This window comes from Pseudomonas sp. SJZ079, assembly GCF_007993865.1.
Classification (GTDB): Bacteria; Pseudomonadota; Gammaproteobacteria; order Pseudomonadales; family Pseudomonadaceae; genus Aquipseudomonas.
This window is the reverse complement of sequence record NZ_VIUH01000002.1, coordinates 274858-298972: the sequence shown is the minus strand read 5'-3', so window position 1 is coordinate 298972 and position 24115 is coordinate 274858. Positions and strand designations below refer to the sequence as shown.

Annotated in this window: 25 protein-coding genes; 13 read left to right on the top strand and 12 right to left on the bottom strand. The window is 62.4% G+C overall.

The window, feature by feature from the left end:
• Positions 1–111: 111 nt before the first annotated feature.
• Positions 112–510: an acetyl-CoA sensor PanZ family protein gene (locus FBY03_RS03505; protein ID WP_147170809.1), complete on the bottom strand. Its 399-nt coding sequence runs from the start codon at positions 508–510 to the stop codon at positions 112–114.
• Positions 511–660: 150 nt separating this feature from the next.
• Between FBY03_RS03505 and hisB the strand changes: the two genes are divergently transcribed.
• From hisB to FBY03_RS03470, 7 genes are all read left to right on the top strand, one after another.
• Complete coding sequence (hisB, locus tag FBY03_RS03500) at positions 661–1254, top strand: imidazoleglycerol-phosphate dehydratase HisB (protein ID WP_025164126.1); 594 nt, start codon at positions 661–663, stop codon at positions 1252–1254.
• Entirely contained in the window at positions 1255–1893 is a 639-nt protein-coding gene (gene hisH, locus FBY03_RS03495; RefSeq protein ID WP_147170808.1) for an imidazole glycerol phosphate synthase subunit HisH, read from the top strand.
• On the top strand, positions 1894–2154 hold the full coding sequence (locus tag FBY03_RS03490; protein ID WP_147170807.1) for a DUF2164 domain-containing protein: 261 nt from the start codon (positions 1894–1896) through the stop codon (positions 2152–2154).
• A 51-nt stretch (positions 2155–2205) separates the two neighbouring features.
• Complete coding sequence (gene hisA, locus FBY03_RS03485) at positions 2206–2943, top strand: 1-(5-phosphoribosyl)-5-[(5-phosphoribosylamino)methylideneamino]imidazole-4-carboxamide isomerase (protein WP_147170806.1); 738 nt, start codon at positions 2206–2208, stop codon at positions 2941–2943.
• A gap of 115 nt (positions 2944–3058) precedes the next feature.
• Entirely contained in the window at positions 3059–3829 is a 771-nt protein-coding gene (gene hisF / locus FBY03_RS03480; protein WP_147170805.1) for an imidazole glycerol phosphate synthase subunit HisF, read from the top strand.
• Between the two features lie 410 nt (positions 3830–4239).
• Positions 4240–4950: an ABC transporter substrate-binding protein gene (locus tag FBY03_RS03475; RefSeq protein WP_256677858.1), complete on the top strand. Its 711-nt coding sequence runs from the start codon at positions 4240–4242 to the stop codon at positions 4948–4950.
• A gap of 135 nt (positions 4951–5085) precedes the next feature.
• On the top strand, positions 5086–5841 hold the full coding sequence (locus FBY03_RS03470; protein ID WP_147170803.1) for an ABC transporter substrate-binding protein: 756 nt from the start codon (positions 5086–5088) through the stop codon (positions 5839–5841).
• A gap of 54 nt (positions 5842–5895) precedes the next feature.
• Here the strand turns inward: FBY03_RS03470 and FBY03_RS03465 are convergent, their stop codons facing one another.
• From FBY03_RS03465 to gpmI, 3 genes are all read right to left on the bottom strand, one after another.
• Positions 5896–7203 carry a S41 family peptidase gene (locus FBY03_RS03465; protein ID WP_147170802.1) on the bottom strand — a complete coding sequence of 436 codons (1308 nt, stop codon included), beginning with the start codon at positions 7201–7203 and terminating at the stop codon, positions 5896–5898.
• 34 nt (positions 7204–7237) lie between these two features.
• Entirely contained in the window at positions 7238–8485 is a 1248-nt protein-coding gene (locus tag FBY03_RS03460; RefSeq protein WP_147170801.1) for a murein hydrolase activator EnvC, read from the bottom strand.
• Positions 8486–8591: 106 nt separating this feature from the next.
• On the bottom strand, positions 8592–10127 hold the full coding sequence (gene gpmI / locus FBY03_RS03455; protein WP_147170800.1) for a 2,3-bisphosphoglycerate-independent phosphoglycerate mutase: 1536 nt from the start codon (positions 10125–10127) through the stop codon (positions 8592–8594).
• 142 nt (positions 10128–10269) lie between these two features.
• On the opposite strand from gpmI, the gene FBY03_RS03450 reads away from it, so the two are divergent.
• The 3 genes from FBY03_RS03450 to secB are packed head-to-tail and all read left to right on the top strand — an operon-like array spanning position 10270 to position 11467.
• On the top strand, positions 10270–10683 hold the full coding sequence (locus FBY03_RS03450) for a rhodanese-like domain-containing protein (RefSeq protein ID WP_147170799.1): 414 nt from the start codon (positions 10270–10272) through the stop codon (positions 10681–10683).
• 1 nt (position 10684) lies between these two features.
• Positions 10685–10939: a glutaredoxin 3 gene (gene grxC, locus FBY03_RS03445; RefSeq protein ID WP_147170798.1), complete on the top strand. Its 255-nt coding sequence runs from the start codon at positions 10685–10687 to the stop codon at positions 10937–10939.
• A 42-nt stretch (positions 10940–10981) separates the two neighbouring features.
• Positions 10982–11467 carry a protein-export chaperone SecB gene (secB, locus tag FBY03_RS03440; RefSeq protein ID WP_147170797.1) on the top strand — a complete coding sequence of 162 codons (486 nt, stop codon included), beginning with the start codon at positions 10982–10984 and terminating at the stop codon, positions 11465–11467.
• A 145-nt stretch (positions 11468–11612) separates the two neighbouring features.
• On the opposite strand, the gene trmL is transcribed toward secB, so the two are convergent.
• Positions 11613–12074: a tRNA (uridine(34)/cytosine(34)/5-carboxymethylaminomethyluridine(34)-2'-O)-methyltransferase TrmL gene (trmL, locus tag FBY03_RS03435; protein WP_147170796.1), complete on the bottom strand. Its 462-nt coding sequence runs from the start codon at positions 12072–12074 to the stop codon at positions 11613–11615.
• Here trmL and FBY03_RS03430 point away from each other — a divergent pair.
• The gene (locus tag FBY03_RS03430; protein WP_147170795.1) at positions 12073–12513 is read left to right on the top strand and encodes a hypothetical protein; all 441 of its coding nucleotides are present in this window, start codon (positions 12073–12075) and stop codon (positions 12511–12513) included. The genes trmL and FBY03_RS03430 overlap by 2 nt on opposite strands.
• 282 nt (positions 12514–12795) lie before the next feature.
• Here the strand turns inward: FBY03_RS03430 and ntrC are convergent, their stop codons facing one another.
• The 5 genes from ntrC to glnA all read right to left on the bottom strand — a co-directional run bounded on the left by ntrC (position 12796) and on the right by glnA (position 18305).
• Positions 12796–14232, bottom strand: coding sequence for a nitrogen regulation protein NR(I) (gene ntrC / locus FBY03_RS03425; protein ID WP_147170794.1), 1437 nt, complete (start codon positions 14230–14232; stop codon positions 12796–12798).
• On the bottom strand, positions 14229–15314 hold the full coding sequence (gene glnL / locus FBY03_RS03420; RefSeq protein WP_147170793.1) for a nitrogen regulation protein NR(II): 1086 nt from the start codon (positions 15312–15314) through the stop codon (positions 14229–14231). The genes ntrC and glnL overlap by 4 nt, the downstream gene beginning before the upstream one ends.
• A 194-nt stretch (positions 15315–15508) precedes the next feature.
• Positions 15509–16123 (bottom strand): DUF4124 domain-containing protein, encoded by a 615-nt coding sequence (locus FBY03_RS03415; RefSeq protein ID WP_147170792.1) that lies wholly within the window; start codon positions 16121–16123, stop codon positions 15509–15511.
• A 3-nt stretch (positions 16124–16126) separates the two neighbouring features.
• Positions 16127–16684 (bottom strand): DUF4124 domain-containing protein, encoded by a 558-nt coding sequence (locus FBY03_RS03410; RefSeq protein WP_147170791.1) that lies wholly within the window; start codon positions 16682–16684, stop codon positions 16127–16129.
• Between the two features lie 214 nt (positions 16685–16898).
• Positions 16899–18305: a glutamate--ammonia ligase gene (gene glnA, locus FBY03_RS03405; protein WP_147170790.1), complete on the bottom strand. Its 1407-nt coding sequence runs from the start codon at positions 18303–18305 to the stop codon at positions 16899–16901.
• A gap of 330 nt (positions 18306–18635) precedes the next feature.
• Between glnA and thiI the strand changes: the two genes are divergently transcribed.
• The gene (gene thiI, locus FBY03_RS03400) at positions 18636–20090 is read left to right on the top strand and encodes a tRNA uracil 4-sulfurtransferase ThiI (protein WP_147170789.1); all 1455 of its coding nucleotides are present in this window, start codon (positions 18636–18638) and stop codon (positions 20088–20090) included.
• 161 nt (positions 20091–20251) lie between these two features.
• Positions 20252–22069 (top strand): translational GTPase TypA, encoded by a 1818-nt coding sequence (gene typA / locus FBY03_RS03395; RefSeq protein ID WP_147170788.1) that lies wholly within the window; start codon positions 20252–20254, stop codon positions 22067–22069.
• Positions 22070–22169: 100 nt separating this feature from the next.
• Here typA and FBY03_RS03390 read toward each other — a convergent pair whose 3' ends face one another.
• A complete protein-coding gene (locus FBY03_RS03390; RefSeq protein WP_147170787.1) occupies positions 22170–23489 on the bottom strand; it encodes a DUF3422 family protein in 1320 nt (439 codons plus the stop codon).
• A 106-nt stretch (positions 23490–23595) separates the two neighbouring features.
• Positions 23596–23994: a YkgJ family cysteine cluster protein gene (locus FBY03_RS03385; RefSeq protein WP_147170786.1), complete on the bottom strand. Its 399-nt coding sequence runs from the start codon at positions 23992–23994 to the stop codon at positions 23596–23598.
• Between the last annotated feature and the right edge of the window lie 121 nt (positions 23995–24115).

The window sequence follows — 24115 nt, the reverse complement described above, 5'->3', positions numbered from 1 at the left end:
CAGCAAGCTGACTTCTACGTGTCAGGCATTATCCAGTCGTAGCCCGGATGCAATCCGGGGTGCAGTGATGGCTGCCTCGGCATTTCCCCCGGATTTCATCCGGGCTACGCGTCAGAGGCTTTCCAGCGTGAGGCCCAGGCGCGCGGCCAGGGCTTGGCATTCCAGCTGATCCGTGGGGGCGACCAGGCGCAGCGGTTTGCCTGCCTCGCGGGCGAGGCGCTGGGCTTCGTCGAGCAGACGCTGGCCGACCCCGCGCGAGCGGGTGATCTGGCGCACGCACAGGTGCGACAGGCGCCAGCAGTCGTCGCGCTGTTCCAGCAGGGCGGCGCCGAGCAGGCGGTCGTTGAAACGCCCGGCGATCAGGCTGCCGCACCGGCTGCCTGCCTCGATCAGTGCCGCTGCAGTTGCATAGGGCGGCAGCAGCCAGTCCGGGGCGTCGGCGTAGATCTTCGCCAAGTCGCTGCTGTCCTGGGCGGACGGGTGGTTGATCGATTCGACGACGACGGGCATTACTTGCTCCTCACACTAAGCGTCGGCGCAGTGTAAGGCTCGGGCTCGTTGCCTCGATAGATTTTCCGTCCGACTGGCGCCGGTAGCCGCCCGGCGCCAGGGCCGCCTATAATGTCGGCCTTTTTCCGTGAGCAATTTCTGGAGCAGGTAATGGCCGAACGTACGGCATTGGTCGAGCGCAACACTCTGGAGACCCAGATCAAGGTCTCGATCAACCTGGATGGCAGCGGCAAGGCGCGCTTCGACATCGGCGTGCCTTTTCTCGAGCACATGCTCGACCAGATTGCCCGCCATGGCCTGATCGACCTGGATATCGAGTGCAAGGGCGATCTGCATATCGATGACCACCACACCGTCGAAGACGTCGGCATCACCCTCGGCCAGGCCTTCACCAAGGCCATCGGCGACAAGAAAGGCATGACCCGCTATGGCCACTCCTACGTGCCGCTGGACGAGGCGCTGTCGCGGGTGGTTATCGATTTCTCCGGTCGTCCTGGCCTGCAGATGCACGTGCCCTTCACCCGCGCGGTGGTCGGTGGCTTCGATGTCGACCTGTTCCAGGAGTTCTTCCAGGGCTTCGTCAACCACGCCCTGGTCAGCCTGCACATCGACAACCTGCGTGGCACCAACACCCACCACCAGATCGAAACCGTATTCAAGGCCTTCGGCCGCGCCCTGCGCATGGCCGTCGAACTGGACCCGCGCATGGCCGGGCAGATGCCGTCGACCAAGGGCGTGCTGTAAATGCAGACGGTCGCTGTTATCGATTACGGCATGGGCAACCTGCACTCGGTGGCCAAGGCCCTGGAGCACGTCGGCGCCGGCAAGGTGCTGGTGACCAGCGATGCCCAGGTGATTCGCGAGGCGGATCGCGTGGTATTCCCCGGGGTCGGCGCGATCCGCGATTGCATGGCCGAGATCCGCCGCCTGGAGTTCGATGCGCTGGTGCGTGAAGTCAGTCAGGACCGGCCGTTTCTCGGCATTTGCGTGGGTATGCAGGCGCTGCTGGAGCGCAGCGAAGAGAACGAGGGGGTCGATTGCATCGGCCTGTTCCCCGGTCAGGTGCGCTTCTTCGGCAAGGACCTGCTGGAAGACGGTGAGCGGCTGAAAGTGCCGCACATGGGCTGGAACGAGGTGACGCAGGCGGTGAAACATCCGCTGTGGCACGAGATTCCCGACCAGGCGCGCTTCTACTTCGTGCACAGCTACTACGTCGAGGCCGGCAAACCGCAGCAGGTGGTGGGCCGTGGTCATTACGGCAAGGATTTCGCCGCGGCACTGGCCGATGGCTCACGCTTCGCCGTGCAGTTCCACCCGGAAAAAAGCCACAGCCATGGCCTGCAGTTGTTGCAGAACTTCGTCGCCTGGGATGGTCGCTGGTAGATGAGCAGGAACAAGAGCAAGGCGCCGAGCCTGAGTCTGGAGGCTGCCCAGGAACAAGCCGCAGTGGCCTGCATCAAGCAGTTTCTGGAGGAGCGCTTCGAGCTTGAGCTGGGCTCGTTCGAGGCCCAGGAAGTGCTTGACCTGTTCACCCGCGAAGTGGCGCCACATTTCTACAACAAGGCGATTGCCGATGTGCAGACGCACCTGGCCGACAGGTTTCTGAGCATCGAAAGCGACTTGTGGGCGCTCGAGAAGAGCTGACCCTGCACCGATCCCCGTTTTTTAATTTGCAAGCTTGAGCAGGTTCGACTGATGCTGATTATCCCCGCTATCGATCTCAAAGACGGCGCCTGTGTGCGTCTGCGCCAGGGCCGCATGGATGACTCCACGGTGTTCTCCGATGACCCGGTGAGCATGGCCGCCAAGTGGGTGGAGGGCGGCTGCCGGCGCCTGCACCTGGTCGACCTGAACGGCGCCTTCGAAGGTCAGCCGGTCAACGGCGAGGTGGTCACCGCGATTGCCAAGCGCTACCCGCGACTGCCGATCCAGATCGGCGGCGGCATTCGCTCGCTGGAAACCATCGAGCACTACGTCAAGGCCGGGGTCAGCTACGTGATCATCGGCACCAAGGCGGTCAAGCAGCCGGAGTTCGTCGCCGAGGCGTGCAAGGCATTTCCGGGCAAGGTGATAGTCGGCCTGGACGCCAAGGACGGCTTCGTCGCCACCGACGGCTGGGCCGAGGTCAGCACGGTGCAGGTGATCGACCTGGCCAAGCGTTTCGAGGCCGACGGCGTCAGCGCCATCGTCTACACCGACATCGCCAAAGACGGCATGATGCAGGGCTGCAACGTGCCCTTCACCGCGGCCCTGGCGGCGGCGACCAAAATCCCGGTGATCGCCTCCGGCGGCATTCACAACCTCGGCGATATCCAGACCCTGCTGGACGCCAAGGCGCCGGGCATCATCGGCGCTATCACCGGCCGGGCGATCTACGAAGGTACCCTGGATGTGGCCGAAGCTCAGGCCTTGTGCGACGGCTACAAGGGTTAACCTTAAGTAGGCTGGATTAGCCGCGCGGCGGCGTACCCCTGCGATGGGCGTTGAATTACAACCGGCGATGGTGGGTTATGGGCTGCGGCCTAACCCCCCCTACGAGAGCACCAATATGGCACTGGCAAAACGCATCATCCCCTGCCTCGACGTGGACAACGGCCGCGTGGTCAAGGGCGTCCAGTTCGAGAATATCCGCGACGCCGGCGACCCGGTGGAAATCGCCCGGCGCTACGACGAGCAGGGCGCCGACGAGATTACCTTCCTCGACATCACCGCCAGCGTCGACGGTCGCGATACCACGCTGCACACGGTCGAGCGCATGGCCAGCCAGGTGTTTATCCCGCTGACCGTGGGTGGCGGCGTGAGGGCGGTGCAGGATATCCGCAACCTGCTGAATGCCGGCGCGGACAAGGTGTCGATCAACACCGCCGCGGTGTTCAACCCGGAGTTCGTCGGTGAGGCGGCGCAGCGTTTCGGTTCGCAGTGCATCGTCGTGGCCATCGACGCCAAGCGGGTCTCGTTGCCTGGTGAACCGCTACGCTGGGAAATCTTCACCCACGGCGGGCGCAAGCCGACCGGTCTGGACGCGGTGCTCTGGGCAAAGAAGATGGAAGCGCTCGGCGCCGGCGAGATCCTGCTGACCAGCATGGATCAGGATGGCGTGAAGAGCGGTTATGACCTCGGCGTCACCCGCGCCATCAGCGAGGCCGTCGGCATTCCGGTGATCGCCTCTGGTGGCGTCGGCAACCTCGAACACCTGGCCGCCGGCATTCTCGAAGGCAAGGCCGACGCGGTGCTGGCGGCGAGCATCTTCCACTTCGGCGAATACACGGTGCCCGAGGCCAAGGCTTACCTGGCCAGTCGCGGCATAGTCGTGCGCTGAGTTAGCGCGGATGCTCACGCTTGAGCGGTCGCGCTGCGGGCGAGTCGACAGACCCTGTCGACTCGCCCGGCTAAACTAGCAGTATCCGCGTATCGGCCGTTCTGGCCTGTTGACTCGCTCAGTTCGTGTACTCCCCCCGACACACTCTTATTTCCGACAGGGAGTCCCTATGTCTGCTGCCTTGCTATTCGCTGGTTTAGGGTGGCTACGCACTGCTGCCGCTGCAGCAGCTGCGGTCGTTCGTCGAGTGCTATCGATAGCGCGACGGTTTGCAGTCTTCGCCTGATTTACCAGTCAAGGCTGGGCGGCGGCGGCAGGGCTGGCTATGCTGAGCCGTCTGCATACTTATAACAATGGGGTTATCCATGTTTAAACGTCTATGCCTGGCCTGTGCCGGTGCCTTACTGCTGATGGCAAACGCGGTCCATGCTGAAGTCGATTCGAGTTACCGCATGGTGCTGCTGACGGAGAACTTTCCGCCCTACAACATGGCGATCAACGGCAAGAACTTCGCTCATGAAGACAATATCGATGGCATTGCAGTGGATATTGTCCGGGAAATGTTCAAGCGCGCCGGCATCCACTACAACCTGACCCTGCGCTTCCCCTGGGACCGCATCTACAAGCTGGCGCTGGAAAAGCCCGGTTACGGCGTGTTCGTGACTGCGCGTCTGCCGGACCGCGAGGAACTGTTCAAGTGGGTCGGTCCGATCGGCCCGGATGACTGGGTCCTGCTCGGCAAGGGCGACAGCACGATCAGCCTGAAGACTCTGGAGGAGGCCAAGCAATACAAGGTCGGTGCCTACAAGGGCGATGCGATAGCCGAGCACTTGACCGAGCGCGGCCTGGAGCCGGTCACCTCGCTGCGCGATCAGCTGAATGCCAAGAAACTGATGAGCGGACAGATCGACCTGTGGGCCACCGGCGATCCAGCGGGGCGCTACCTGGCCAAGCAGGAAGGTATCTCCGGGCTGAAAACCATCTTGCGCTTCGACAGTGCCGAGCTGTATTTGGCGCTGAACAAGGAAACACCCGATGAGGTGGTACAGAAGCTGCAGGGTGAGCTGGACAAGATGCGTGCCGAAGGGTTTGTCGACGACATCCTCCACAGCTACTTATAAGGCTTGGCGGGCCGGCGATTAACCCATGCCGGCTCGTTGCCATGGACGGCTGAAGTCAACACTAAGCATCGCCGGTCGATACCCCGACAGCGGTGTCGCTAGCCATAACCACAAATCATGCAAGCGGGGAGACTTATGCTGAAGCTTCTGAAAAACGGCCTGTTGTTCGGGCTAATCCTGGGCGCCTGTGCGGCGCGCGCCGAGTTGCCGGCGGACTATAAAATTGTCCTGCTGACCGAAAACTTCCCGCCGTTCAACATGGCGGTCGACGATAAGAACTTCGCGCGGGACGATGGCATCGATGGCATCAGCGCCGAGATCGTGCGGGAGATGTTCAAGCGGGCCGGTATCAAGTACAGCCTGACCCTGCGCTTCCCCTGGGATCGTCTGTACCGCTTGACCCTCGACAAGCCCAACTATGGCCTGTTCTCCACCACCTTCACCGCCGAGCGCCAGCCGCTGTTCAAATGGGTCGGGCCGATCGCCAAGACCGGCTGGGTGCTGCTCGCGGCGCCGGGCAACAACCTCAGTGTGGGCAGTTTGAAAGAGGCGGGGCAATACAAGGTCGGTGCCTACAAGAACGACGCGGTCAGCCAGCATCTGGAAAGCCAAGGGCTGGCACCGATAAACGCCCTGCGCGACCAGCAGAACGTGCAGAAGCTGCTCAAGGGGCAGATCGATCTGTGGGCTACCACCGATCCAGTTGGGCGTTATCTGGCGAAGCAGGAAGGTGTCAGCGGACTGACCACGGTTCTGCGTTTCAACGATGCCGAACTCTATCTGGCGCTGAATAAGGACACCCCCGATGAGGTGGTGCAGCGTCTGCAGAAGGCGCTGGACGAACTGCGCGCCGAGGGCTTCGTCGACGAGATGACCAACAGCTACCTGTAATCGTACAGGCAGAAAAAAGCCCGGCAACTGAGTCCGGGCTTTTTTCTGCGCGGCTTATTGGCCGCGGGTGATGTTCAAGCCCTTGAGCAGGGTCAGGGCCTGGCTCAGCTGGTAGTCGTCGTCCTGCGGGCGCGCCTGCTTGTCGGTCTTGTTCAGGCTCGGTTTGTCCGCGCCACCGTTGCCGTTACCCAGGTGGCCCTGCAGGTCGGCTTCCTTGATGTTCTGCTCACCCGGCTCCTGGGTCAGCTTGGCCCGCGCGACTACGATGTCCGGGACAATGCCCTGGGCTTGGATCGAGCGGCCGTTCGGCGTGTAGTACAACGCGGTGGTGAGCTTCAGGGCACGGTCGTTGTTCAGCGGCAGCACGGTCTGCACCGAGCCCTTGCCGAAGCTGTCGGTGCCCATCAGCACACCACGCTTGTGGTCCTGCAAGGCACCGGCGACGATTTCCGAGGCCGAGGCGCTGCCGCCGTTGATCAGCACCACCAGCGGTACGCCTTCGCTGGCATCCAGCGGGTCGGCGGAGAAGCGCAGCTCGGAGTTGGCAATCCGTCCTTCGGTGTAGACGATCAGGCCTTTCTTGAGGAAATGATCGGACACCTCGACCGCCGCTTGCAGCACGCCGCCGGGGTTATTGCGCAGGTCCAGCACCAGGCCGCGGAGCTTCTTGCCATTGTCCTTGCGCAGCTTGGCCAGCGCCTTGCCGACTTCTTCGCCGCTATTGACCTGGAACTGGGTGATGCGCAGGTAACCGTAGCCGTCTTCGAGCAACTGGCTCTTCACGCTGCGGACCTTGATCACCGCGCGAATCAGCTCCACATCGAAGGGTTTGCCGCTATCGCGCACCAGGGTCAGGAGAATCTTGCTGCCGGCTTTGCCGCGCATCTTGTCCACGGCCTCCATCAGCGACAGGCCCTTGGTCGGCTGACCGTCGATCTTGACGATCAGGTCACCCGGCTGGATGTCGGCGCGCGCGGCGGGCGTGTCGTCGATCGGCGTGACCACCTTGACGAAGCCATCCTCGGTGCCGACTTCGATACCCAGGCCACCGAATTCGCCGCTGGTGCTTTCCTGCAGTTCGCGGAAGGCTTGTGGGTCGAGGTAGGCAGAATGCGGGTCGAGGTTGCTGAGCATGCCCTTGATCGCATTTTCCAGCAGGGTCTTATCGCTGACCGGCTCGACATAGGCGGCCTTGATGCGGTCCAGTACCTCGGCGAAGGTGCGCAGCTCCTCCAGGGGTAGCGGCGCCTTGTCGCTAGGGGCCGCAGTCGCCGCCGGCGCTTCGGCGGCTTGCAACACAGAGGCGCTGCCGAGCAAGGCGATAGCCAGTGCCAGCGAGGTGAGGCGAGACAAATGCGGCATAGCGAACTAACTCCTAAGAAGGTGAGCGCAACGCTTATCCTTGCGCGCGGCACCATTGGGCCGGGTCACTGGGGCGACCCTGCTGGCGAATCGCGAAATATAGAGCTGGCGTGTCTTGTCCGCCACTGGTGCCGACGGTGGCGATAGGCTCGCCGGCCTTGACTACATCGCCGGCGTCTTTCAGCAGGCTCTGGTTGTGCCCGTAGAGGCTCAGGTAACCGTTGCCATGGTCGAGAATGACCAGAAGCCCGGCACCACGCAACCAGTCGGCGAACACCACGCGGCCGCCATGCACGGCGTGCACCTGGCTGCCGGCCGCGGCGCCGATCAACACACCGTCCCACTTAGTCCGAGCGTCGCCGCCGCGCGGGGTTCCGTAGCGCGCGACTAAACGCCCATCGACTGGCCAGGGCAACTTGCCGCGGGCCTTGTCGAACGGTCCGCCGTAACTGGCGCCGGAGCTGACCAGAGGGCCGCTGCTGCTGGTGGTGGGGGTATTGCTGCGCCGCTGCTGTTCACGCGCCTCGACCAGGGCGCGTTGGCGCGCCTGTTCGGCTTCGCGCGCCTGGCGCGCGAGGGTGGCTTCGATGGTTTTCAGTACGCTGGTCAGCTGCGCCTGATCACGCTGGCGCGCTTTGAGCTTCTGGTCGCGGGCGGAGAATTCCTTGCTCAGCGTGGCCAGCACCAGCTGGCGCTCCTGGCGCACGGCGGCGAGTTGTTCGCGGCGGTCGTCCAAGGCGCTTTTCTGCTCCAGCAGTTGGGCTTGCTGGTTGGCGATGTCCTGCTCGACGTTGGCCAGTTGGCGCAGGGTTTCGTTGAAGGTGGCCAGTTGCTGCATGCGCGCTTCGCTGAGGTAATCGTAATAGGTCAGGGTGCGCGAGAATTTTTCCGGCTGTTGCTGGTTCAGCAGCAGCTTCACATATTCCTGGCGGCCGCTCTGGTAAGCCGCGCGCGCCTGGATGCCAATCAGTCGCTGTTGCTCAAGGCGCGAGCTCTGGAGTTTTTTTTTCTCCTGATCGAGCTGTTGAATCTCGTCTTGGCTTTGTTGCAGCTCGTTCTGCAGGCCCTTGATCTGCTTTTCCAGCTGACCCATGTCGGTTTCGGTTTTTTGAAGCGATTGCTGCACCCCGGATTTTTCCTGTTGCAGTTTATCCAGCAGCTTTTTCAGTTCGGCCACGTCGGCGCGGGCAGCTTCCAGCTGTTTCTGGGCATCGGCCTTCTCGTCGGCAAAAACCGGGCTGAGCAGGCAGGTCAGGACAATCAGGGTGAGGGCGCGAAACATGGGGCAGGCGACACCTGGGGCGGGGACAACCCTAGTATGCCCGTGGTGATCGGCAAAAAAAACGCCCCAGTCCGCGTGGAGTGGGGCATTTCGCGGCTTTCGTCGCTTAGTTCAGGCTGATGATGCTGCTGCCGGTCATCTCTGCCGGTTTCTCCAGGCCCATCAGGGTCAGCAGGGTTGGCGCGACATCGGCCAGCACGCCGTCAGTGCGCAGGCTGACGTTGCGTTTGCCGACATAGATAAAGGGCACCGGCTCACAGGTATGGGCGGTGTGTGCCTGGCCGGTGGAGAGGTCCTCCATCTGCTCGACATTGCCGTGATCGGCAGTGATCAGGGCTTCGCCGCCGACCTTGTCGAGTGCCGCGACGATGCGTCCGACGCAGCTGTCCAGGCACTCCACGGCCTTTACCGCGGCGTCGAACACGCCGGTATGACCGACCATGTCGCCGTTGGCGTAGTTGACCACTATCACATCGAAACGCTGGTGCTCGATGGCATCGACGATTTTGTCGGTGACTTGCGGCGCGCTCATCTCTGGCTGCAGGTCATAGGTGGCGACATTCGGCGAGGGAATCAGGATGCGTTCCTCGCCGGCGAAGGGCTCCTCGCGGCCACCGGAGAAGAAGAAGGTGACGTGGGCGTATTTCTCGGTCTCGGCGATGCGCAGCTGGGTCTTGCCGTTCTTCGCCAGGTATTCGCCGAGCACGTTGTCGAGTGGCGTCGGTTGGAAGGCGCTGGGTGCCGGGATGCTCGCGGCATACTGGGTGAGCATGACGAAGTCAGCCAGCTGCGGCACGCGGGGGCGGGCGAACTCCTCGAAGTCGGCTTCGACGAAGGCCCGGGTCAGTTCGCGCGCGCGGTCGGCGCGGAAGTTCATGAACACCACGGCGTCGCCATCTTCCACCTTGACCGGCTCGCCGAGGCTGGTGGCTTTGACGAATTCATCGCTCTCGCCACGCGCATAAGCGGCCTGCAGGCCGGCGACGGCATTGCTGGCAGTGTATTGGCCCTGGCCGTCGACGATCAGCTTGTAGGCCTGTTCGACGCGGTCCCAGCGGTTGTCGCGGTCCATGGCGAAGTAGCGGCCGATGAGGCTGGCGATACGGCCCTTGCCGAGTTTGGCGAAGGTCGCGTCGAGCAACTCGATGGAGGCTTGCGCGCTCTTCGGTGGCGTGTCGCGGCCGTCGAGAAAGGCGTGCAGGTAGATCTTCTCGGCGCCACGCTGGGCGGCGAGTTCGACCATGGCAGCGATGTGCTCCTGGTGGCTGTGCACGCCACCGTCGGAGAGCAGACCGAGGATATGCACGGCCTTGCCGGCCTGCACCGCCTGGTCAACCGCGCCGGTGATGGTGGGGTTGTCGAAGAACTCGCCATCGCGAATCGCCTTGGTCACCCGGGTGAAGTCCTGGTACACCACCCGGCCGGCACCGAGGTTCATGTGGCCGACCTCGGAGTTGCCCATCTGCCCGTCGGGCAGGCCGACGTCCATGCCGCTGCCGGAGATCAGGCCGTGCGGCTGGGTGGCGCGCAGGCGGTCATAGACCGGGGTGTTAGCGGCATGGATGGCGTTGTGTTCTGGGTTGTCACTGTGACCGAAGCCATCGAGAATGATCAGTACCAACGGTTTTGGCGTGGCGCTCATAAGGCTGGTTCGCTCTGCGTGAGGGACAAAAAAGACTTGGCATTTTACGGCCTGGTGGCTGGCGCGTCACCGCCCAGCGGGCTTTGGTCGACCTGTGGGGCTGTGTATACTGACCGACATTTTACCGTCCCGGAATCGCGCAATGCTTGCCAACTTGATTGAATTTGCCACTAACCACTATGCGCTGAGCGGCGTGTTCGTCGTCCTCCTGGCGCTGCTGATCTTCTCCGAGCTGAGCAAGGGTGGGAAGAGCCTGAGCAGCCGCGAGCTGACCGCGTTGATCAACAGTGAGCAGGGCGTGGTGGTGGACGTGCGGGGGCAGAAGGACTTCTCTGCCGGGCATATCGCCGGTGCCCTGCATGTGCCCTATGACAAGCTGGCGAGCCGCATCGCCGAGCTGGAAAAGCACAAGGCCAAGACCCTGATCGTGGTCGATGCCATGGGCCAGCAGGCCGGTGCGGCCAGCCGTGAGCTGAAGAAAGCCGGTTATAACGCGGCCAAGCTGTCTGGCGGCATTGCCAGCTGGCGTGGTGATAACCTGCCTGTGGTGAAGTGATATGCCCGCAGTCGTGATTTATTCCAGCGATTGGTGCCCCTACTGCATCCGGGCCAAGCAACTGCTTGGCAAAAAAGGCGTGGCCTTCGATGAAATCAAGGTCGATGGTCAGCCCGGCGTGCGTGCCGAAATGACCCGCAAGGCGCGGCAGACCTCGGTGCCGCAAATCTGGATCGGCAACACCCATGTGGGTGGTTGCGACGACCTGTATGCCTTGGAGCGCGCCGGCAAGCTCGATGCGCTGCTCAAGGCTTAGTAAAAACCCACTATCTAGCATCCACGATAAGAAGGCTTTGCCATGACTGAACAAGCTAGCAACGGCGCCGCTCAGGGCGAACAGAACCCACAGTTTTCCCTGCAGCGCATCTATGTGCGCGACCTGTCTTTCGAAGCGCCGAAGAGCCCGGAAATCTTCCGTCAGGAGTGGACGCCGAGCGTGGCCATGGACCTGAATACCCGGCAGAAATCCCTGGATGGCGATTTCCATGAAGTGGTGCTGACCCTCTCGGTCACGGTGAAGAACGGTGAAGAAACCGCGTTCATCGCCGAAGTCCAGCAAGCCGGGATCTTCCTGATCAAGGGCCTCGACGCCGGCTCGATGAGCCACACCCTGGGCGCGTTCTGTCCGAACATCCTCTTCCCCTATGCGCGCGAAACCCTGGATAGCCTGGTGGTGCGCGGCTCCTTCCCGGCGCTGATGCTGGCCCCGGTGAACTTCGATGCGCTGTATGCGCAAGAATTGAAGCGTATGGAACAAGCGGCCGAGGCGACGCCGGCTCACTGAGCCGTTAGTCAGAGTCGATAAGAAGCGCCCCGCGGGGCGCTTTTTTGTGGCCCTGGACTTTCGCCGCGATGGACAGTGAGGCGGCTAAGGTGCCGGTTGGGCAGGCCGGCAGAAGGTTTGGCGCGACTCATCCAGCCTTGTTGAGTCAATCGATGGCAAAGCCCTGCTGGCGCCACGCCTCGTAGACCGCAATTGCCACGGTATTGGACAGGTTAAGGCTGCGGCAACCTTCACGCATCGGCAGGCGCAGGCGTTGCTCGGCGGGCAGGTTGTCGCGTATGTCCTGCGGCAGGCCGCGGCTTTCCGGGCCGAACAGGAAGGCGTCGCCCGGTTGGTAGCGCACTTCGTGATAGGCCTGCGAGCCTTTGGTGGTGAAGGCGAATACACGGGGCTGGCCGAGGCTTTCCAGGCAGCTGGCCAGGTCGGCATAGCGTTGCAGGGTGGCGTACTCGTGGTAATCCAGCCCGGCACGGCGCAGACGCTTATCGTCCAGTTCGAAGCCCAATGGCTCGATCAGGTGCAGGTGGCAGCCGCTGTTGGCGCAGAGCCTGATAATGTTGCCGGTATTCGGTGGAATTTCCGGTTGAAAAAGGATTACGTGAAACATGCGCGGCTCCGAGCCTGAAGACGGGCAGCATTCTACTCCCGATGAGGATCAGCGACCGCGTCAGTGGGGACGAGTGATTGGCTCGCTGGCGCTGTTTGGCTTTCTCATCGGCCTGATGGTCGGACGTTTGCTGGAGCCGGATGCGCTGCGCCTGGAGCGTGTCGAGGCGGCGCCGCAGGGGCTGACGCTCTGGTTCAACGCCGAACCAGCCGTGCGCGCCGCGCAGGTGGCTGGGGCTTATGTTTTGCGCTTCGAGAGTCAGGGGCGCGAGCGGCGCGGCCAGCTGGATCTGCATGGTAAGCCAGTGAACTGGCGCTTAACCCGCGATCAACGGGTGTTGCGTCTGCGCTTTGTAGCGGCCCGCCCGCTGCGCGGTGAATGGCGCAGCGAGGCGCTGGACGGGCGCTGGCGGCTGGTGGTCAGCCTGGAGCAAGAATAAAAGAGGGGAATCCCCGGCCTGCCTGTACCAAGGCCCCCGAAACTGGAGTTGCTTGAGTCTATGCAGGGGGTATGCCAGTTTTATTACGATGTCGCAAACCCGCGGAAATACTGCGGGCTAAAGCCATTCTGCTGGGTTTTTGCGGGGGCGTTCAGCCTCAGACTGGTCCGCCGGAGTGCACAGCGGGCATCGTGTGCGCCGACAGTGAGCATTTCCGCGCGGATCGGTGCAATAAAAAAAGCGAACCCCGAGGTCCGCTCCTTTGTTGCGCCAGTCGCCGGCTCAGTTGTCGTCGCCGTCGTCTTCCTCGGCGCCGTCGATATTCATGCCCAGCTCCTTGATCTTGCGGGTCAGGGTGTTGCGTCCCCAGCCCAGCAGCACGGCGGCATCGCGGCGGCGTCCGGCGGTGTGTTTGAGGGCCGTCTCGATCATGATCCGCTCGAACACCGGCACCGCGCTGTCGAGCAGGCTTGACTGGCCGCGGGTCAAGGCCTGGTCGGCCCACTGGCGCAAGCCATGTTCCCAGTTGCTCGGTGTGCCACTGTCCTGCGGTTGGCTGAGCAGTTCCGGCGGCAGGTCGTCGACGTGCACCTCGCGCCCTGAGGCCATCACGGTGATCCAGCGGCAGGTGTTTTCTAGCTGGCGCACGTTGCCCGGCCAGGGCAGGTTCTTCAGGTAGTCCTCGGTCTCGCTCTTCAGTAGCTTGGGCTCGACTGTCAGCTCCTGCGCGGCCTGGCTGAGGAAGTGCCGGGCCAGGGTCGGGATGTCTTCGCGGCGGTCGGCCAGGCGCGGGATATGGATGCGGATCACGTTGAGGCGGTGAAACAGATCCTCGCGGAACTTGCCGGCCTGTACCAGGTTTTCCAGATCCTGATGGGTGGCAGCGATGATGCGCACGTCCACTTTCACCGGCGTATGGCCGCCGACCCGGTAGAACTCGCCGTCGGCCAGCACGCGCAGCAGGCGAGTCTGGGTGTCGGCTGGCATGTCGCCGATTTCGTCGAGGAACAGGGTGCCGCCGTCGGCCTGCTCGAAGCGTCCGCGACGTAGGTTGGCCGCACCGGTGAAGGCGCCTTTCTCGTGGCCGAACAGTTCGGACTCCATCAAGTCCTTGGGGATCGCGGCCATGTTCAGTGCGATAAAGGGCGAAGCCGCACGCGGGCTGTGGCGGTGCAGGGCGTGGGCCACCAGTTCCTTGCCGGTGCCGGACTCGCCGTTGATCAATACGGTGATGTTCGAGTGGCTGAGGCGGCCGATGGCGCGGAATACCTCCTGCATGGCCGGCGCTTCACCGATGATTTCCGGAGTGCGTGCTTCGGCGACGGGGGGCGCCAGGCCTTGCTGTTCCTGTGCATGCTGGAACGCACGCTTGACCAGGGACACTGCCTCGTCGACATCGAAGGGCTTGGGCAGGTACTCGAAGGCCCCGCCCTGATAGGAGGCGACCGCGCTTTCCAGGTCCGAGTGGGCGGTCATGATGATCACCGGCAGGCGTGGATGCAGTTCGCGAATCTGCGCCAGCAGATCCAGGCCGCTGGCACCGGGCATGCGGATGTCCGAGATGACCACGTCCGGCTGCTGCCGGCCGAGGCGGCTGAGTACGCCATCCGCGCTGTCGAAGCTCTGGGTGGTCATGCCTTCCTGTTGCAGGGCTTTTTCCAGCACCCAGCGGATGGAACGGTCGTCGTCGACGATCCATACGGTTTCACTGCGACTCATGACGGCGTTACTCCTTGTTCCAGCGGCAGGAAGATCGTGAACACGGTGTGCCCGGGGTGGCTCTCGCACTCGATCAAGCCTTGATGCTGACTAATGATGTTCTGGGTGATGGCCAGGCCGAGCCCGGTGCCGTCTGCACGTCCGCTGACCATGGGGTAGAAGATGGTTTCCTGCAGCTCCGTGGGTATGCCGGGGCCGTTGTCGATGATTTCCAGCTTGGCCACCAGGCGGTGGCGGATGTGCGCGATGGTGAACTGGCGCAGGGTGCGGGTGCGCAGAGTGATGCGACCGAGGTGCAGCTCATTCTGCGTGCCTATCGCCTGCATGGCGTTGCGCACGATATTCAGTGTCGCCTGGATCATCTGCTCGCGGTCGATCAGTACGTCCGGGATGCTCGGGTCGTAGTCGCGGACCAGGGTGATGCTGCCCTGGCTTTCCGCTTCGACCAGGCTGCCGACGCGCTCCAGCACCTCGTGCACGTTGGTCATGGCCAGCGACGGCAGTTTGTTCGAGCCGAGCATGCGATCCACCAGGTTCCGCAGGCGGTCGGCTTCTTCGATGATGACGTTGGTGTAGTCCTTCAGGCTTTCTTCCGGCAGCTCGCGCGCCAGCAGTTGCGCGGCACCGCGAATACCGCCCAGCGGATTCTTGATTTCATGGGCCAGGCCGCGCACCAGCAGCTTGGTGGTTTCCTGCTTGGACAGCTGTGCCTCTTCCTTGGTGATGCGCAGGAAGCGGTCGCGCGGATGGACCTCCAGCAGCAGCAGGGTCTCGCCGCGATTGAGGATCGGCGTCACCGCATAGTCGACGGTCAGGGTCTGGCCGGTTACCGAGGTCAGCACGGCTTCGCGCTTATTGAACGGATGCGCCTGCTCGACCGCCTGGCGCAGCGAGGACAGGGCCTCTGCCGATTCGGTGAACAGCTCGCTGATGAATTGCCCGTGACTGCGTTGGCCGCTGACGGCCAGGAGCATTTCCGCGGCCGGGTTCATGTACTCGAGGCGCAGTTCGGCGTTGAGTAGCAGAGTGGCGGTGGTCAGGTTGTCGAGCAACAGGCGGTGCAGTGCGTCGTTAATGGTCATAGGCGAAGGCTTCCGGCAATGGGTTGGAAAATGCAAGAAGCAAACCAAAGCCCCGGAAAGACGCAGGGAATAGGCGGAATCGGTGGCTCAGGCCGTGTTTCGGCGCAGGCGCGGGCGCGCGAGCGAACCAGAATGGGGAGAGTATAGAAAGTGGTGCGGCTTATTGCACCGCAATGGTGCGTTGGTCGTTCGGCTTAGATAAAGGGTACGAAGGGAATGTCGCGCTTCTCCACTGGCTTGTCCTTCAGGGGGCATTCCGGGCGCACGCCGTAGTCGGCTTTTTTGCAGGGTCTGACCATGCGTTTCTGGGCCAGCGAGATGCGCAGCATATGCAGTGGCTGGCTCGGCGTGCGCTCCAACGTGCGGCCCTGGGCATCGACGATTTCCACGGCCAGTTGGTGGGTGCCGCGGTCGATGTTATTCAGTTCAAACACCGGACTGCGCCCCGTGGCGCCGATGCTCTGGCCGTCCAGTAGCAGGCGGTAGCTGTGGCCGTCGTGCAAGGCCGGTTCGCTGCTGGCGCTGACGATCAGATTGCCGGCGCTGTCGCGGATGGTGGCGTCTGGCTCGGGGATCAAGATGCGCAGCACCTGGTAGGCGGGCACTTGTGCAGTGGCCGCGGTGGGTGCTGGCGGAGTGGCAGCGGGCAGGCTGGCCATGCCGTTACTGGGCGCTAATTCGATGCGCTCGGCGTTGCCCTGCCTGGGTTGGTCGGTGAACACGCGATTACCCTCCGCGTCGAGGTAGGTATAGACCTGGGCGGCAGCCGGCAGGCTCAGCAGTACTAAGTACAACAATAGGTTGCGCATGTTTTAGCTGGCCGGTTTGGGGGTAGGGGGCGGTGGTGGCGGACGCAGTGCCGGGCTGCTGGTGTTGACCCGTTGCACGGTGAAGGTGACGCTGGCGCTCTGTTGAATCGACTGCTCGCCATTGAGTATTTCAACCGCCAGGCTGTGTTCGCCGCGATCTATATTGCTCAACTGCAGGCGCGGTACGTTGCTTGGCTGGCCGTAGGGCTGGCCATCCAGCAGCAGGCGCAGGCGATGGGTCGCGGCCAGGCGCGGCTGCAGGCGCACGCCGACACTGAAGGTGCCGTTGTTGGCGCGCAGGGCTTCGTCGGTTGGGATATCGGTCAGTTCGAGTACCGAATAGCTGCTCGAAGCGACCGCGCCGGCCGGCGTGCTCGGGGGCGAAGTGAGCGGCTGGGCTTCTATGGTGTTGGTCGTGGGCAGCTCAACGGTCTCGGCGTTCTGGCCGTCCGGCGGCTGGTTGGTGAACACCGTATTACCCTTGGTGTCGGTGTATTTGTAGATCTGCGCGCTGGCCGGCAGGGCCAGGATCAGCAGCAGGCAAGTGAGCATCTGGCGCATGGCCATTCTCCCGAGTGATGTGCTGCTAAGACTTGCACTGGCTGGCGGTGCTGGCAAGGGGGCGGAGGTGGCGGCGTGCCCTGGCGCACCAAATAGCTGGTCGAACGGGGCGGGGCGACTTATTTAAGGCAATCGGGTATCCAACAAAAAAGCCTCCCTGGCTTGCGCCAGGGAGGCTTCTGGTGTCACGCCGCCTGAGCGGCGGATGCCGGGTTTAGACGCTGTAGTACAGGTCGTATTCCAGTGGGTGTACGAAGGTGCGGACCTTGATTTCTTCTTCGCTCTTCAGCTCCAGGTAAGCGTCGATGAAGTCGTCGGAGAACACGCCGCCCTTGGTCAGGAACGCGCGGCCCTTGTCCAGCTCTTCCAGGGCTTCTTTCAGGCTGCCGCACACCTGCGGGATCAGCTTGCCTTCTTCCGGTGGCAGGTCGTAGAGGTTCTTGTCGGCTGCATCGCCTGGGTGGATCTTGTTCTGGATGCCGTCCAGGCCAGCCATCAGCAGGGCGGCGAATGCCAGGTACGGGTTGGCAGCCGGATCCGGGAAGCGTGCCTCGATGCGGCGCGCCTTGGGGCTGGACACGTAGGGGATGCGGATCGAGGCGGAACGGTTACGCGCCGAGTAGGCCAGCATGACCGGCGCCTCGAAGCCCGGAACCAGACGCTTGTAGGAGTTGGTCGAGGGGTTGGTGAAGCCGTTCAGGGCCTTACCGTGCTTGATGATACCGCCGATGAAGTACAGCGCGGTGTCGGACAGGCCGGCATAGCCTTCGCCGGAGAAAGTGTTCTTGCCGTCTTTGGAGATCGACATGTGCACGTGCATGCCCGAGCCGTTGTCGCCGTACAGTGGCTTCGGCATGAAGGTCGCGGTCTTGCCGTAGGCGTCGGCGACGTTGTGCACGCAGTACTTCAGGGTCTGAACTTCGTCAGCCTTGGCCACCAGGGTGTTGAACTTCACGCCGATTTCGTTCTGGCCGGCAGTCGCCACTTCGTGGTGATGCACTTCGATGACCAGGCCCATTTCTTCCATGGCGTTGCACATGGCAGTACGGATTTCGTGGTCGTGGTCGCACGGTGGAACCGGGAAGTAACCGCCTTTGACGGCCGGGCGGTGGCCCTTGTTGCCGCCTTCGACGTCCTGGTCGGTCATCCAGGAGCCTTGCTCGGAGTAGATCTTGAACATCGAGCCGGAGATGTCGGACTTGAACTTCACTTCGTCGAAGATGAAGAACTCAGGCTCCGGGCCGACGAATACGGTGTCGCCGATGCCGGTGCTCTTGAGGAACTCTTCGGCGCGCTTGGCGATCGAGCGCGGGTCGCGGTCGTAGCCCTGCATGGTGCTCGGCTCGACGATGTCGCAGACCAGGATCAGGGTCGGTTCTTCGGTGAACGGGTCGAGGACGGCGGTGTCGTCGACCGGCATCAGGATCATGTCGGAGGCTTCGATGCCTTTCCAGCCATGAATGGAGGAGCCGTCGAACATCTTGCCATGTTCGAAGAATTCGTCGTCCAGGGCGTCGCGCGCCGGCATGGTGACGTGGTGCTGCTTACCCTTGGTGTCGGTGAAGCGCAGGTCTACCCACTTCACGTCGTGTTCTTTGATCAGTTGAATCGACTTCGACATGCTGTCCTCCAGATGGATAAGGCTCAAAGGGTGAGCCCTTATATAGTTCGGTGAAGCCCGGCGCGATAGTCCGCCAGGACAACCTGCCTCACAAGGGAGCAAATTGCATGCCAGTGCCCTGGAATGGGCTGGTGGCCTGAAGCACAGGCGTGGCGGGGAGTGCGGAGTCAGGCTTGGATGATATTGGCTCCATTTTGGTGCGCTTTAATTTTATAGCGCTCGATAATGGTGCGCTTAAAAGGCCGGGTAGGATTTTTGGTTAAAGCTTGAGCAATTTCCGCTATAATCCGCGCCCCCTGTTTTTAGGCTACCTCGGCACGCGCTGCTTTCATGAAACTGATCGTTAAAGTCTTCCCGGAAATCACCATCAAGAGTCGGCCGGTGCGTAAGCACTTTATCCGGCAATTGGCGAAGAATATTCGTGCGGTGCTGCGCGACCTGGATCCGCAGCTGTCGGTAACCGGTGTCTGGGACAATCTGGAAGTGGAAACCGCGCTCAGCGAGCCGAAAGTGCTGCAGGAGATGATCGCTCGTCTGTCCTGCACGCCAGGCATCACGCATTTTCTCGAGGTCCACGAGTACCCGCTGGGCGACTTCGACGACGTGCTGGCTAAATGCAAGAGCCATTTCGCCGATCAGCTGCCGGGCAAGATCTTCGCCGTGCGCTGCAAGCGTGCCGGCAAGCACAGCTTCAGCTCCATGGACATCGAGCGCCATGTTGGCAGCCAGTTGCGTCAGCAATGCGGCGCCGCTGGCATCGACCTGAAGAAACCCGAAGTCGAAGTGCGCATGGAGATCCGCGACCAGCGTCTGTTCGTCATTCATCACCAGCATCAAGGCCTGGGCGGTTATCCGCTGGGCTCGCTGGAGCAGACCCTGGTGCTGATGTCCGGTGGTTTCGACTCCACCGTCGCCGCCTATCAGATGATGCGCCGGGGCCTGATTACCCACTTCTGCTTCTTCAACCTCGGTGGTCGTGCCCACGAGTTGGGGGTGATGGAAGTCGCCCATTATCTGTGGCAGAAATTCGGTCGCTCGCAGCGCGTGCTGTTTATCAGCGTGCCGTTCGAGGAAGTGCTCGGCGAGATTCTCGGCAAGGTCGATAACAGCCAGATGGGCGTCATCCTCAAGCGCATGATGTTGCGCGCCTCCACGCGCATTGCCGAGCGTTTGCAGATCGACGCGCTGGTCACCGGCGAGGCGATCAGTCAGGTGTCGAGCCAGACCCTGCCGAACCTCTCGGTGATCGACTCGGCCACCGACAAGCTGGTGCTGCGCCCGCTGATCGCCAGCCACAAGCAGGACATCATCGACACCGCCACGCAGATCGGCACCGCCGAGTTTGCCAAGCACATGCCGGAGTACTGCGGCGTCATCTCGATCAACCCGACCACCAAGGCCAAGCCCGAGCGCATCGCCTACGAAGAGTCGCAGTTCGACATGGCGATCCTCGAGCGCGCTCTGGAGCGCGCGACCCAGTTGCCAATCGACAAGGTGATCGACGAACTGGGCAAGGATATCCAGGTCGAGGAAGTCGACGAGGCACTGGCCGGCCAGGTGATCATCGATATCCGCCACCCCGATGCCGCCGATGACCAGCCCCTGCAGCTGCCGGGTATCGAGGTGCAGGCTGTACCGTTTTACGCCTTGAACAGCAAGTTCAAGGAACTGGATGAGAATCGCCAGTACCTGCTGTATTGCGACAAGGGTGTGATGAGCCGTCTGCATGCCCACCACCTGCTCAGCGAGGGACATGCCAATGTGCGCGTTTATCGTCCGACATAAGACGCCGGGGTTGAATGGCGGCAGCATCCGCCATCGCCCCCCCGACCTGTAGACGGTGTAAACGCCGCCGCGCGTTTACACCGTCTGACCGAATTCGTATTTAGTTAATATCCGCCGCGTAGACTATGCGGCAAACCGAATCCTCTGATCGAGATACACAAGTGATCGAAAAACTACGCAACATCGCCATCATCGCTCACGTCGACCATGGCAAAACCACGCTGGTTGATGCCCTGCTGCGCCAGTCCGGCACCCTCGAGCGCAACGAGCTCGACACCGAGCGCCTGATGGACAGCAACGACCAGGAAAAAGAGCGCGGCATCACCATTCTGGCGAAGAACACCGCCATCAACTGGAATGGTCACCACATCAACATCGTCGACACCCCCGGCCACGCCGACTTCGGCGGTGAAGTCGAGCGCGTGATGTCGATGGTTGACTCGGTGCTGCTGGTAGTCGACGCCCAAGACGGCCCGATGCCGCAAACCCGCTTCGTGACCAAGAAGGCCTTCGAAGCCGGCCTGCGTCCGATCGTGGTAGTGAACAAGGTCGATCGTCCGGGCGCGCGTCCGGATTGGGTGGTCGAGCAAATTTTCGACCTGTTCGACAACCTCGGCGCGACCGAAGAGCAGCTGGACTTCCCGATCGTGTTCGCCTCGGCGATCAACGGTGTTGCCGGTCTGGAACACACCGCCATGGCGGAAGACCTGGTGCCGTTGTATCAGGCCATCGTTGACCACGTGCCCGCGCCGCAAGTCGACCGCGACGGCCCGTTCCAGATGCAGATTTCCGCACTGGACTACAACAGTTTCCTCGGCATCATCGGCGTTGGCCGTATCGCCCGTGGCCGCGTCAAGCCGAACACCCAGGTGGTCGCGATCGACGCTCAAGGCAAGCGCCGTAACGGTCGTATCCTCAAGCTGATGGGCCACCACGGTCTGCACCGCGTCGACGTGGACGAAGCCGCAGCTGGCGACATCGTTTGCATCAGCGGCTTCGATCAGCTGTTCATCTCCGACACCCTGTGCGATCCGCAGAACGTCGAAGCCATGGTCCCGCTGTCCGTGGACGAGCCGACCGTTGCCATGACCTTCCAGGTCAACGACTCGCCGTTCTGCGGTAAGGAAGGCAAGTTCGTCACCAGCCGCAACATCAAGGAGCGTCTGGACAAGGAGCTGCTGTACAACGTGGCCCTGCGCGTCGAAGAGGGCGACAGTGCTGACAAGTTCAAGGTCTCCGGCCGTGGCGAACTGCACCTCTCGGTACTGATCGAAACCATGCGTCGCGAAGGCTTCGAGATGGGCGTCGGTCGTCCGGAAGTGATCATCAAGCTGGTCGATGGCGTCAAGCACGAACCCTATGAGAACGTCACCATCGACGTGCCGGAAGTTTCCCAGGGCGCGCTGATGGAGCAGATGGGTATCCGTAAAGGCGACCTGACCAACATGGTTCCGGATGGCAAGGGCCGTGTGCGTCTCGAGTACAACATTCCGGCCCGTGGTCTGATCGGTTTCCGTAACGAGTTCCTGACCCTGACCTCCGGTGCCGGCATCATGACCAGCATCTTCGACCGTTACGACGTGATGAAGTCCGGCGACATGTCCGGCCGTCAGAACGGCGTACTGGTTTCGGTCGCCACCGGCAAGGCGCTGACCTATTCGCTGGAAACCCTGCAGGCCCGCGGCAAGTTGTTCGTCGAGCACGGCCAGGATATCTACGAAGGTCAGATCGTCGGCCTCAACAGCCGCGACAACGACCTGGGCGTGAACCCGACCAAAGGCAAGAAGCTCGACAACATGCGTGCTTCCGGTAAGGACGAAACCATCGCCCTGGTTCCGCCGGTTCGCTTCACCCTGGAACAGGCTCTGGAATTCATCCAGGACGATGAGCTGTGCGAAGTGACGCCGAAGTCGATTCGCCTGCGTAAGAAAATTCTTGGCGAAAGCGAGCGCACCCGCGCGGCCAAGAAAGGCAACTGATAACTCGGTTGCATGACTGAAAAAGCCCCCGTCAGCGCAAGCTGGCGGGGGCTTTTTTGTTTCCGTGTTTTGTTCCTGAGCAGCCTGTGCTCGGCTTGGCTTACTTTGCCTCGGGTAGGTGCAGGCCGCGCTTGAGTCGGCGCATGCCCAGCCAGACCGCGGTGACGCACAAGGGCACGGCAATCCCGGTGGCGAGCGTGCTGCTGTCGATCAGGCCGAGGGCCTTGGCCGATTCCGCCAGGTATTTGCACAGGCCTACCAGGTAGTAACTGATCGCGGCCACCGAGAGGCCTTCCACCGTTTGTTGCAGGCGCAGCTGGGTGTGGCTGCGCTGGTCCATGGCGCGCATCAATTGCTGGTTCTGGGTTTCGATGGTCAGGTCGATGCGCGTGCGCAGCAGTTCGCTGGCGCGGTCGATGCGTCGCGCCAGGTCGTCCAGGTCCTGCTCCGCGGCTTCGCAGGTGCGCCAAGCCGGCGTCAGGCGGCGCAGGAGGAATTCGCGGAAGGTCTGCAGGCCCGGGCATTCCTGCTCGCGCAGCTCGGCCAGGCGATTGAGGATCAGTTCGTGATAGGCGCGGCTGGCGGCAAAGCGGAAGTTGTGCGCGGCGATCAGCTGTTCGACCCGCGCCGCCAGGCTGCCGAGCTCGCTGAGCAAATGGCGCTCGTCGGCCAGGTCACGGATCTGATTGATCTGCTGGATGGACGCCGCCAACTGTCGCTCCATGGCTTTGATCTGCGGCGAGATGGATTTGGCCTGGGGCAGGGCCAGCAGCAGCATCATGCGGTAGGTTTCCATTTCCAGCAGGGTACGTACCAGGCGCCCGGTTTGGCAGGGGTTGAGGCCACGGTTATGGATCAGTACGCGTCCGTGGCCATCGCGGTGGATGCGGTAGGCGCTCCACAAACGGGCCTGACCATCACTGACCAGCGAGCTGATCAGGCGCTGGCCTTCGAAATGCTGGCGCAGCTCGTGGGGCTCTGGCTCATTGGCCGGGGCCGGGATGATTTCCAGCTGGTTGCTGCTGATCAGTCGGCCTGGCAGTTGTTGCAGCCAGTGTTCCGGCAGCAGCGTCAGGACGTCCTGAGCGAAGGGTGCGTCCTGCGGTTGCTGGCTGATCAGGGTGTAGCTGGAGAACTCGGTATGTCGCTCCCAGCGCAGCTCGAAGCCGCCAAAGTCCTGGTAGTAGCAGGAGGAATTGGAGCTGGGCGGCAGCACGGCGTGGCGCTCGCAGAGGCGGAGCAGGTGCTGGTACTCGGCGTCAGGTTGTTGGCTGTCGGGCAGCAGCACCAATTGTGCCAGGCGGGTCGGCGTGGCCAGTACGGGAAAAGGCCGGGTGTGCAACTCGTTGAACAAGGCCTCGCGCTCCGTGTGGAAGCGCAGGCCAGCTAGGTTGGGCGTGGTCGCGGTGGGGTTATGCATGGGCGGCTGTCTGTAAGTGTTATGCCTGACCGCTCAGTCTAACCATAGGCGCCGCCCCTAGGCATGTGTCGCATTGCCGCGACTCGCGGCTGTCTGTTGGCGTCGCTCAGGCTTTCGGCTTGTAGGCGCAATAGCCAGGGCGCGGGCCGACCTTGGGGTGGTTGCGGCAGGTGTCCGGGCGTTTCTCGTAGATGCTGCACAGGCGCGTTTTACGGTCGAGGTACAGGCAGTCGTTGTTGGCCAAACGGGTCAGGGTGAAGATCCCCGACTTCTGGTTGAAACGCTCGATGATGCCCTCTTTCTGCAAGCGCTTGGCGATTTGCTTGGGCGGATCGCCACGCTCGAAATCGTCGACCACGCCGATGCGGATCAGGTCGCCGATGCGCGCCTCCACCGGCAGGGTGCAGCAGCTGGACATGCAGCTATGGCACATATCGGCGGTGTACTTGGCCCAGGTATCCAGGCGGTCGAGTTCGGCGGCGGCAATCAGGTTGTTTTTCATCATGGCTTCAGGCTCAGGGCAGAGGCGCGTTCGGCATGCGGCCGGGGATGATAGCGGCGTGGGCGGATTTGTGAACCACGATCTGCCGGCTGGTCGTGTTTTCAGTGTCGCGCAAAGCCGATTG

Coding starts and splice junctions, on each gene's coding strand:
- FBY03_RS03390 (WP_147170787.1), bottom strand. CDS start 23,489: ATGCATAACCCCACCGCGACCACGCCCAACCTAGCTGGCCTGCGCTTC.
- FBY03_RS03470 (WP_147170803.1), top strand. CDS start 5,086: ATGCTGAAGCTTCTGAAAAACGGCCTGTTGTTCGGGCTAATCCTGGGC.
- FBY03_RS03475 (WP_256677858.1), top strand. CDS start 4,240: ATGGCAAACGCGGTCCATGCTGAAGTCGATTCGAGTTACCGCATGGTG.
- ntrC (WP_147170794.1), bottom strand. CDS start 14,232: ATGAGTCGCAGTGAAACCGTATGGATCGTCGACGACGACCGTTCCATC.
- glnA (WP_147170790.1), bottom strand. CDS start 18,305: ATGTCGAAGTCGATTCAACTGATCAAAGAACACGACGTGAAGTGGGTA.
- trmL (WP_147170796.1), bottom strand. CDS start 12,074: ATGTTTCACGTAATCCTTTTTCAACCGGAAATTCCACCGAATACCGGC.
- hisB (WP_025164126.1), top strand. CDS start 661: ATGGCCGAACGTACGGCATTGGTCGAGCGCAACACTCTGGAGACCCAG.
- FBY03_RS03490 (WP_147170807.1), top strand. CDS start 1,894: ATGAGCAGGAACAAGAGCAAGGCGCCGAGCCTGAGTCTGGAGGCTGCC.
- FBY03_RS03460 (WP_147170801.1), bottom strand. CDS start 8,485: ATGTTTCGCGCCCTCACCCTGATTGTCCTGACCTGCCTGCTCAGCCCG.
- FBY03_RS03450 (WP_147170799.1), top strand. CDS start 10,270: ATGCTTGCCAACTTGATTGAATTTGCCACTAACCACTATGCGCTGAGC.
- hisA (WP_147170806.1), top strand. CDS start 2,206: ATGCTGATTATCCCCGCTATCGATCTCAAAGACGGCGCCTGTGTGCGT.
- gpmI (WP_147170800.1), bottom strand. CDS start 10,127: ATGAGCGCCACGCCAAAACCGTTGGTACTGATCATTCTCGATGGCTTC.
- hisH (WP_147170808.1), top strand. CDS start 1,255: ATGCAGACGGTCGCTGTTATCGATTACGGCATGGGCAACCTGCACTCG.
- FBY03_RS03505 (WP_147170809.1), bottom strand. CDS start 510: ATGCCCGTCGTCGTCGAATCGATCAACCACCCGTCCGCCCAGGACAGC.
- thiI (WP_147170789.1), top strand. CDS start 18,636: ATGAAACTGATCGTTAAAGTCTTCCCGGAAATCACCATCAAGAGTCGG.
- FBY03_RS03430 (WP_147170795.1), top strand. CDS start 12,073: ATGCGCGGCTCCGAGCCTGAAGACGGGCAGCATTCTACTCCCGATGAG.
- FBY03_RS03465 (WP_147170802.1), bottom strand. CDS start 7,203: ATGCCGCATTTGTCTCGCCTCACCTCGCTGGCACTGGCTATCGCCTTG.
- hisF (WP_147170805.1), top strand. CDS start 3,059: ATGGCACTGGCAAAACGCATCATCCCCTGCCTCGACGTGGACAACGGC.
- secB (WP_147170797.1), top strand. CDS start 10,982: ATGACTGAACAAGCTAGCAACGGCGCCGCTCAGGGCGAACAGAACCCA.
- FBY03_RS03410 (WP_147170791.1), bottom strand. CDS start 16,684: ATGCGCCAGATGCTCACTTGCCTGCTGCTGATCCTGGCCCTGCCGGCC.
- FBY03_RS03385 (WP_147170786.1), bottom strand. CDS start 23,994: ATGATGAAAAACAACCTGATTGCCGCCGCCGAACTCGACCGCCTGGAT.
- grxC (WP_147170798.1), top strand. CDS start 10,685: ATGCCCGCAGTCGTGATTTATTCCAGCGATTGGTGCCCCTACTGCATC.
- FBY03_RS03415 (WP_147170792.1), bottom strand. CDS start 16,123: ATGCGCAACCTATTGTTGTACTTAGTACTGCTGAGCCTGCCGGCTGCC.
- glnL (WP_147170793.1), bottom strand. CDS start 15,314: ATGACCATTAACGACGCACTGCACCGCCTGTTGCTCGACAACCTGACC.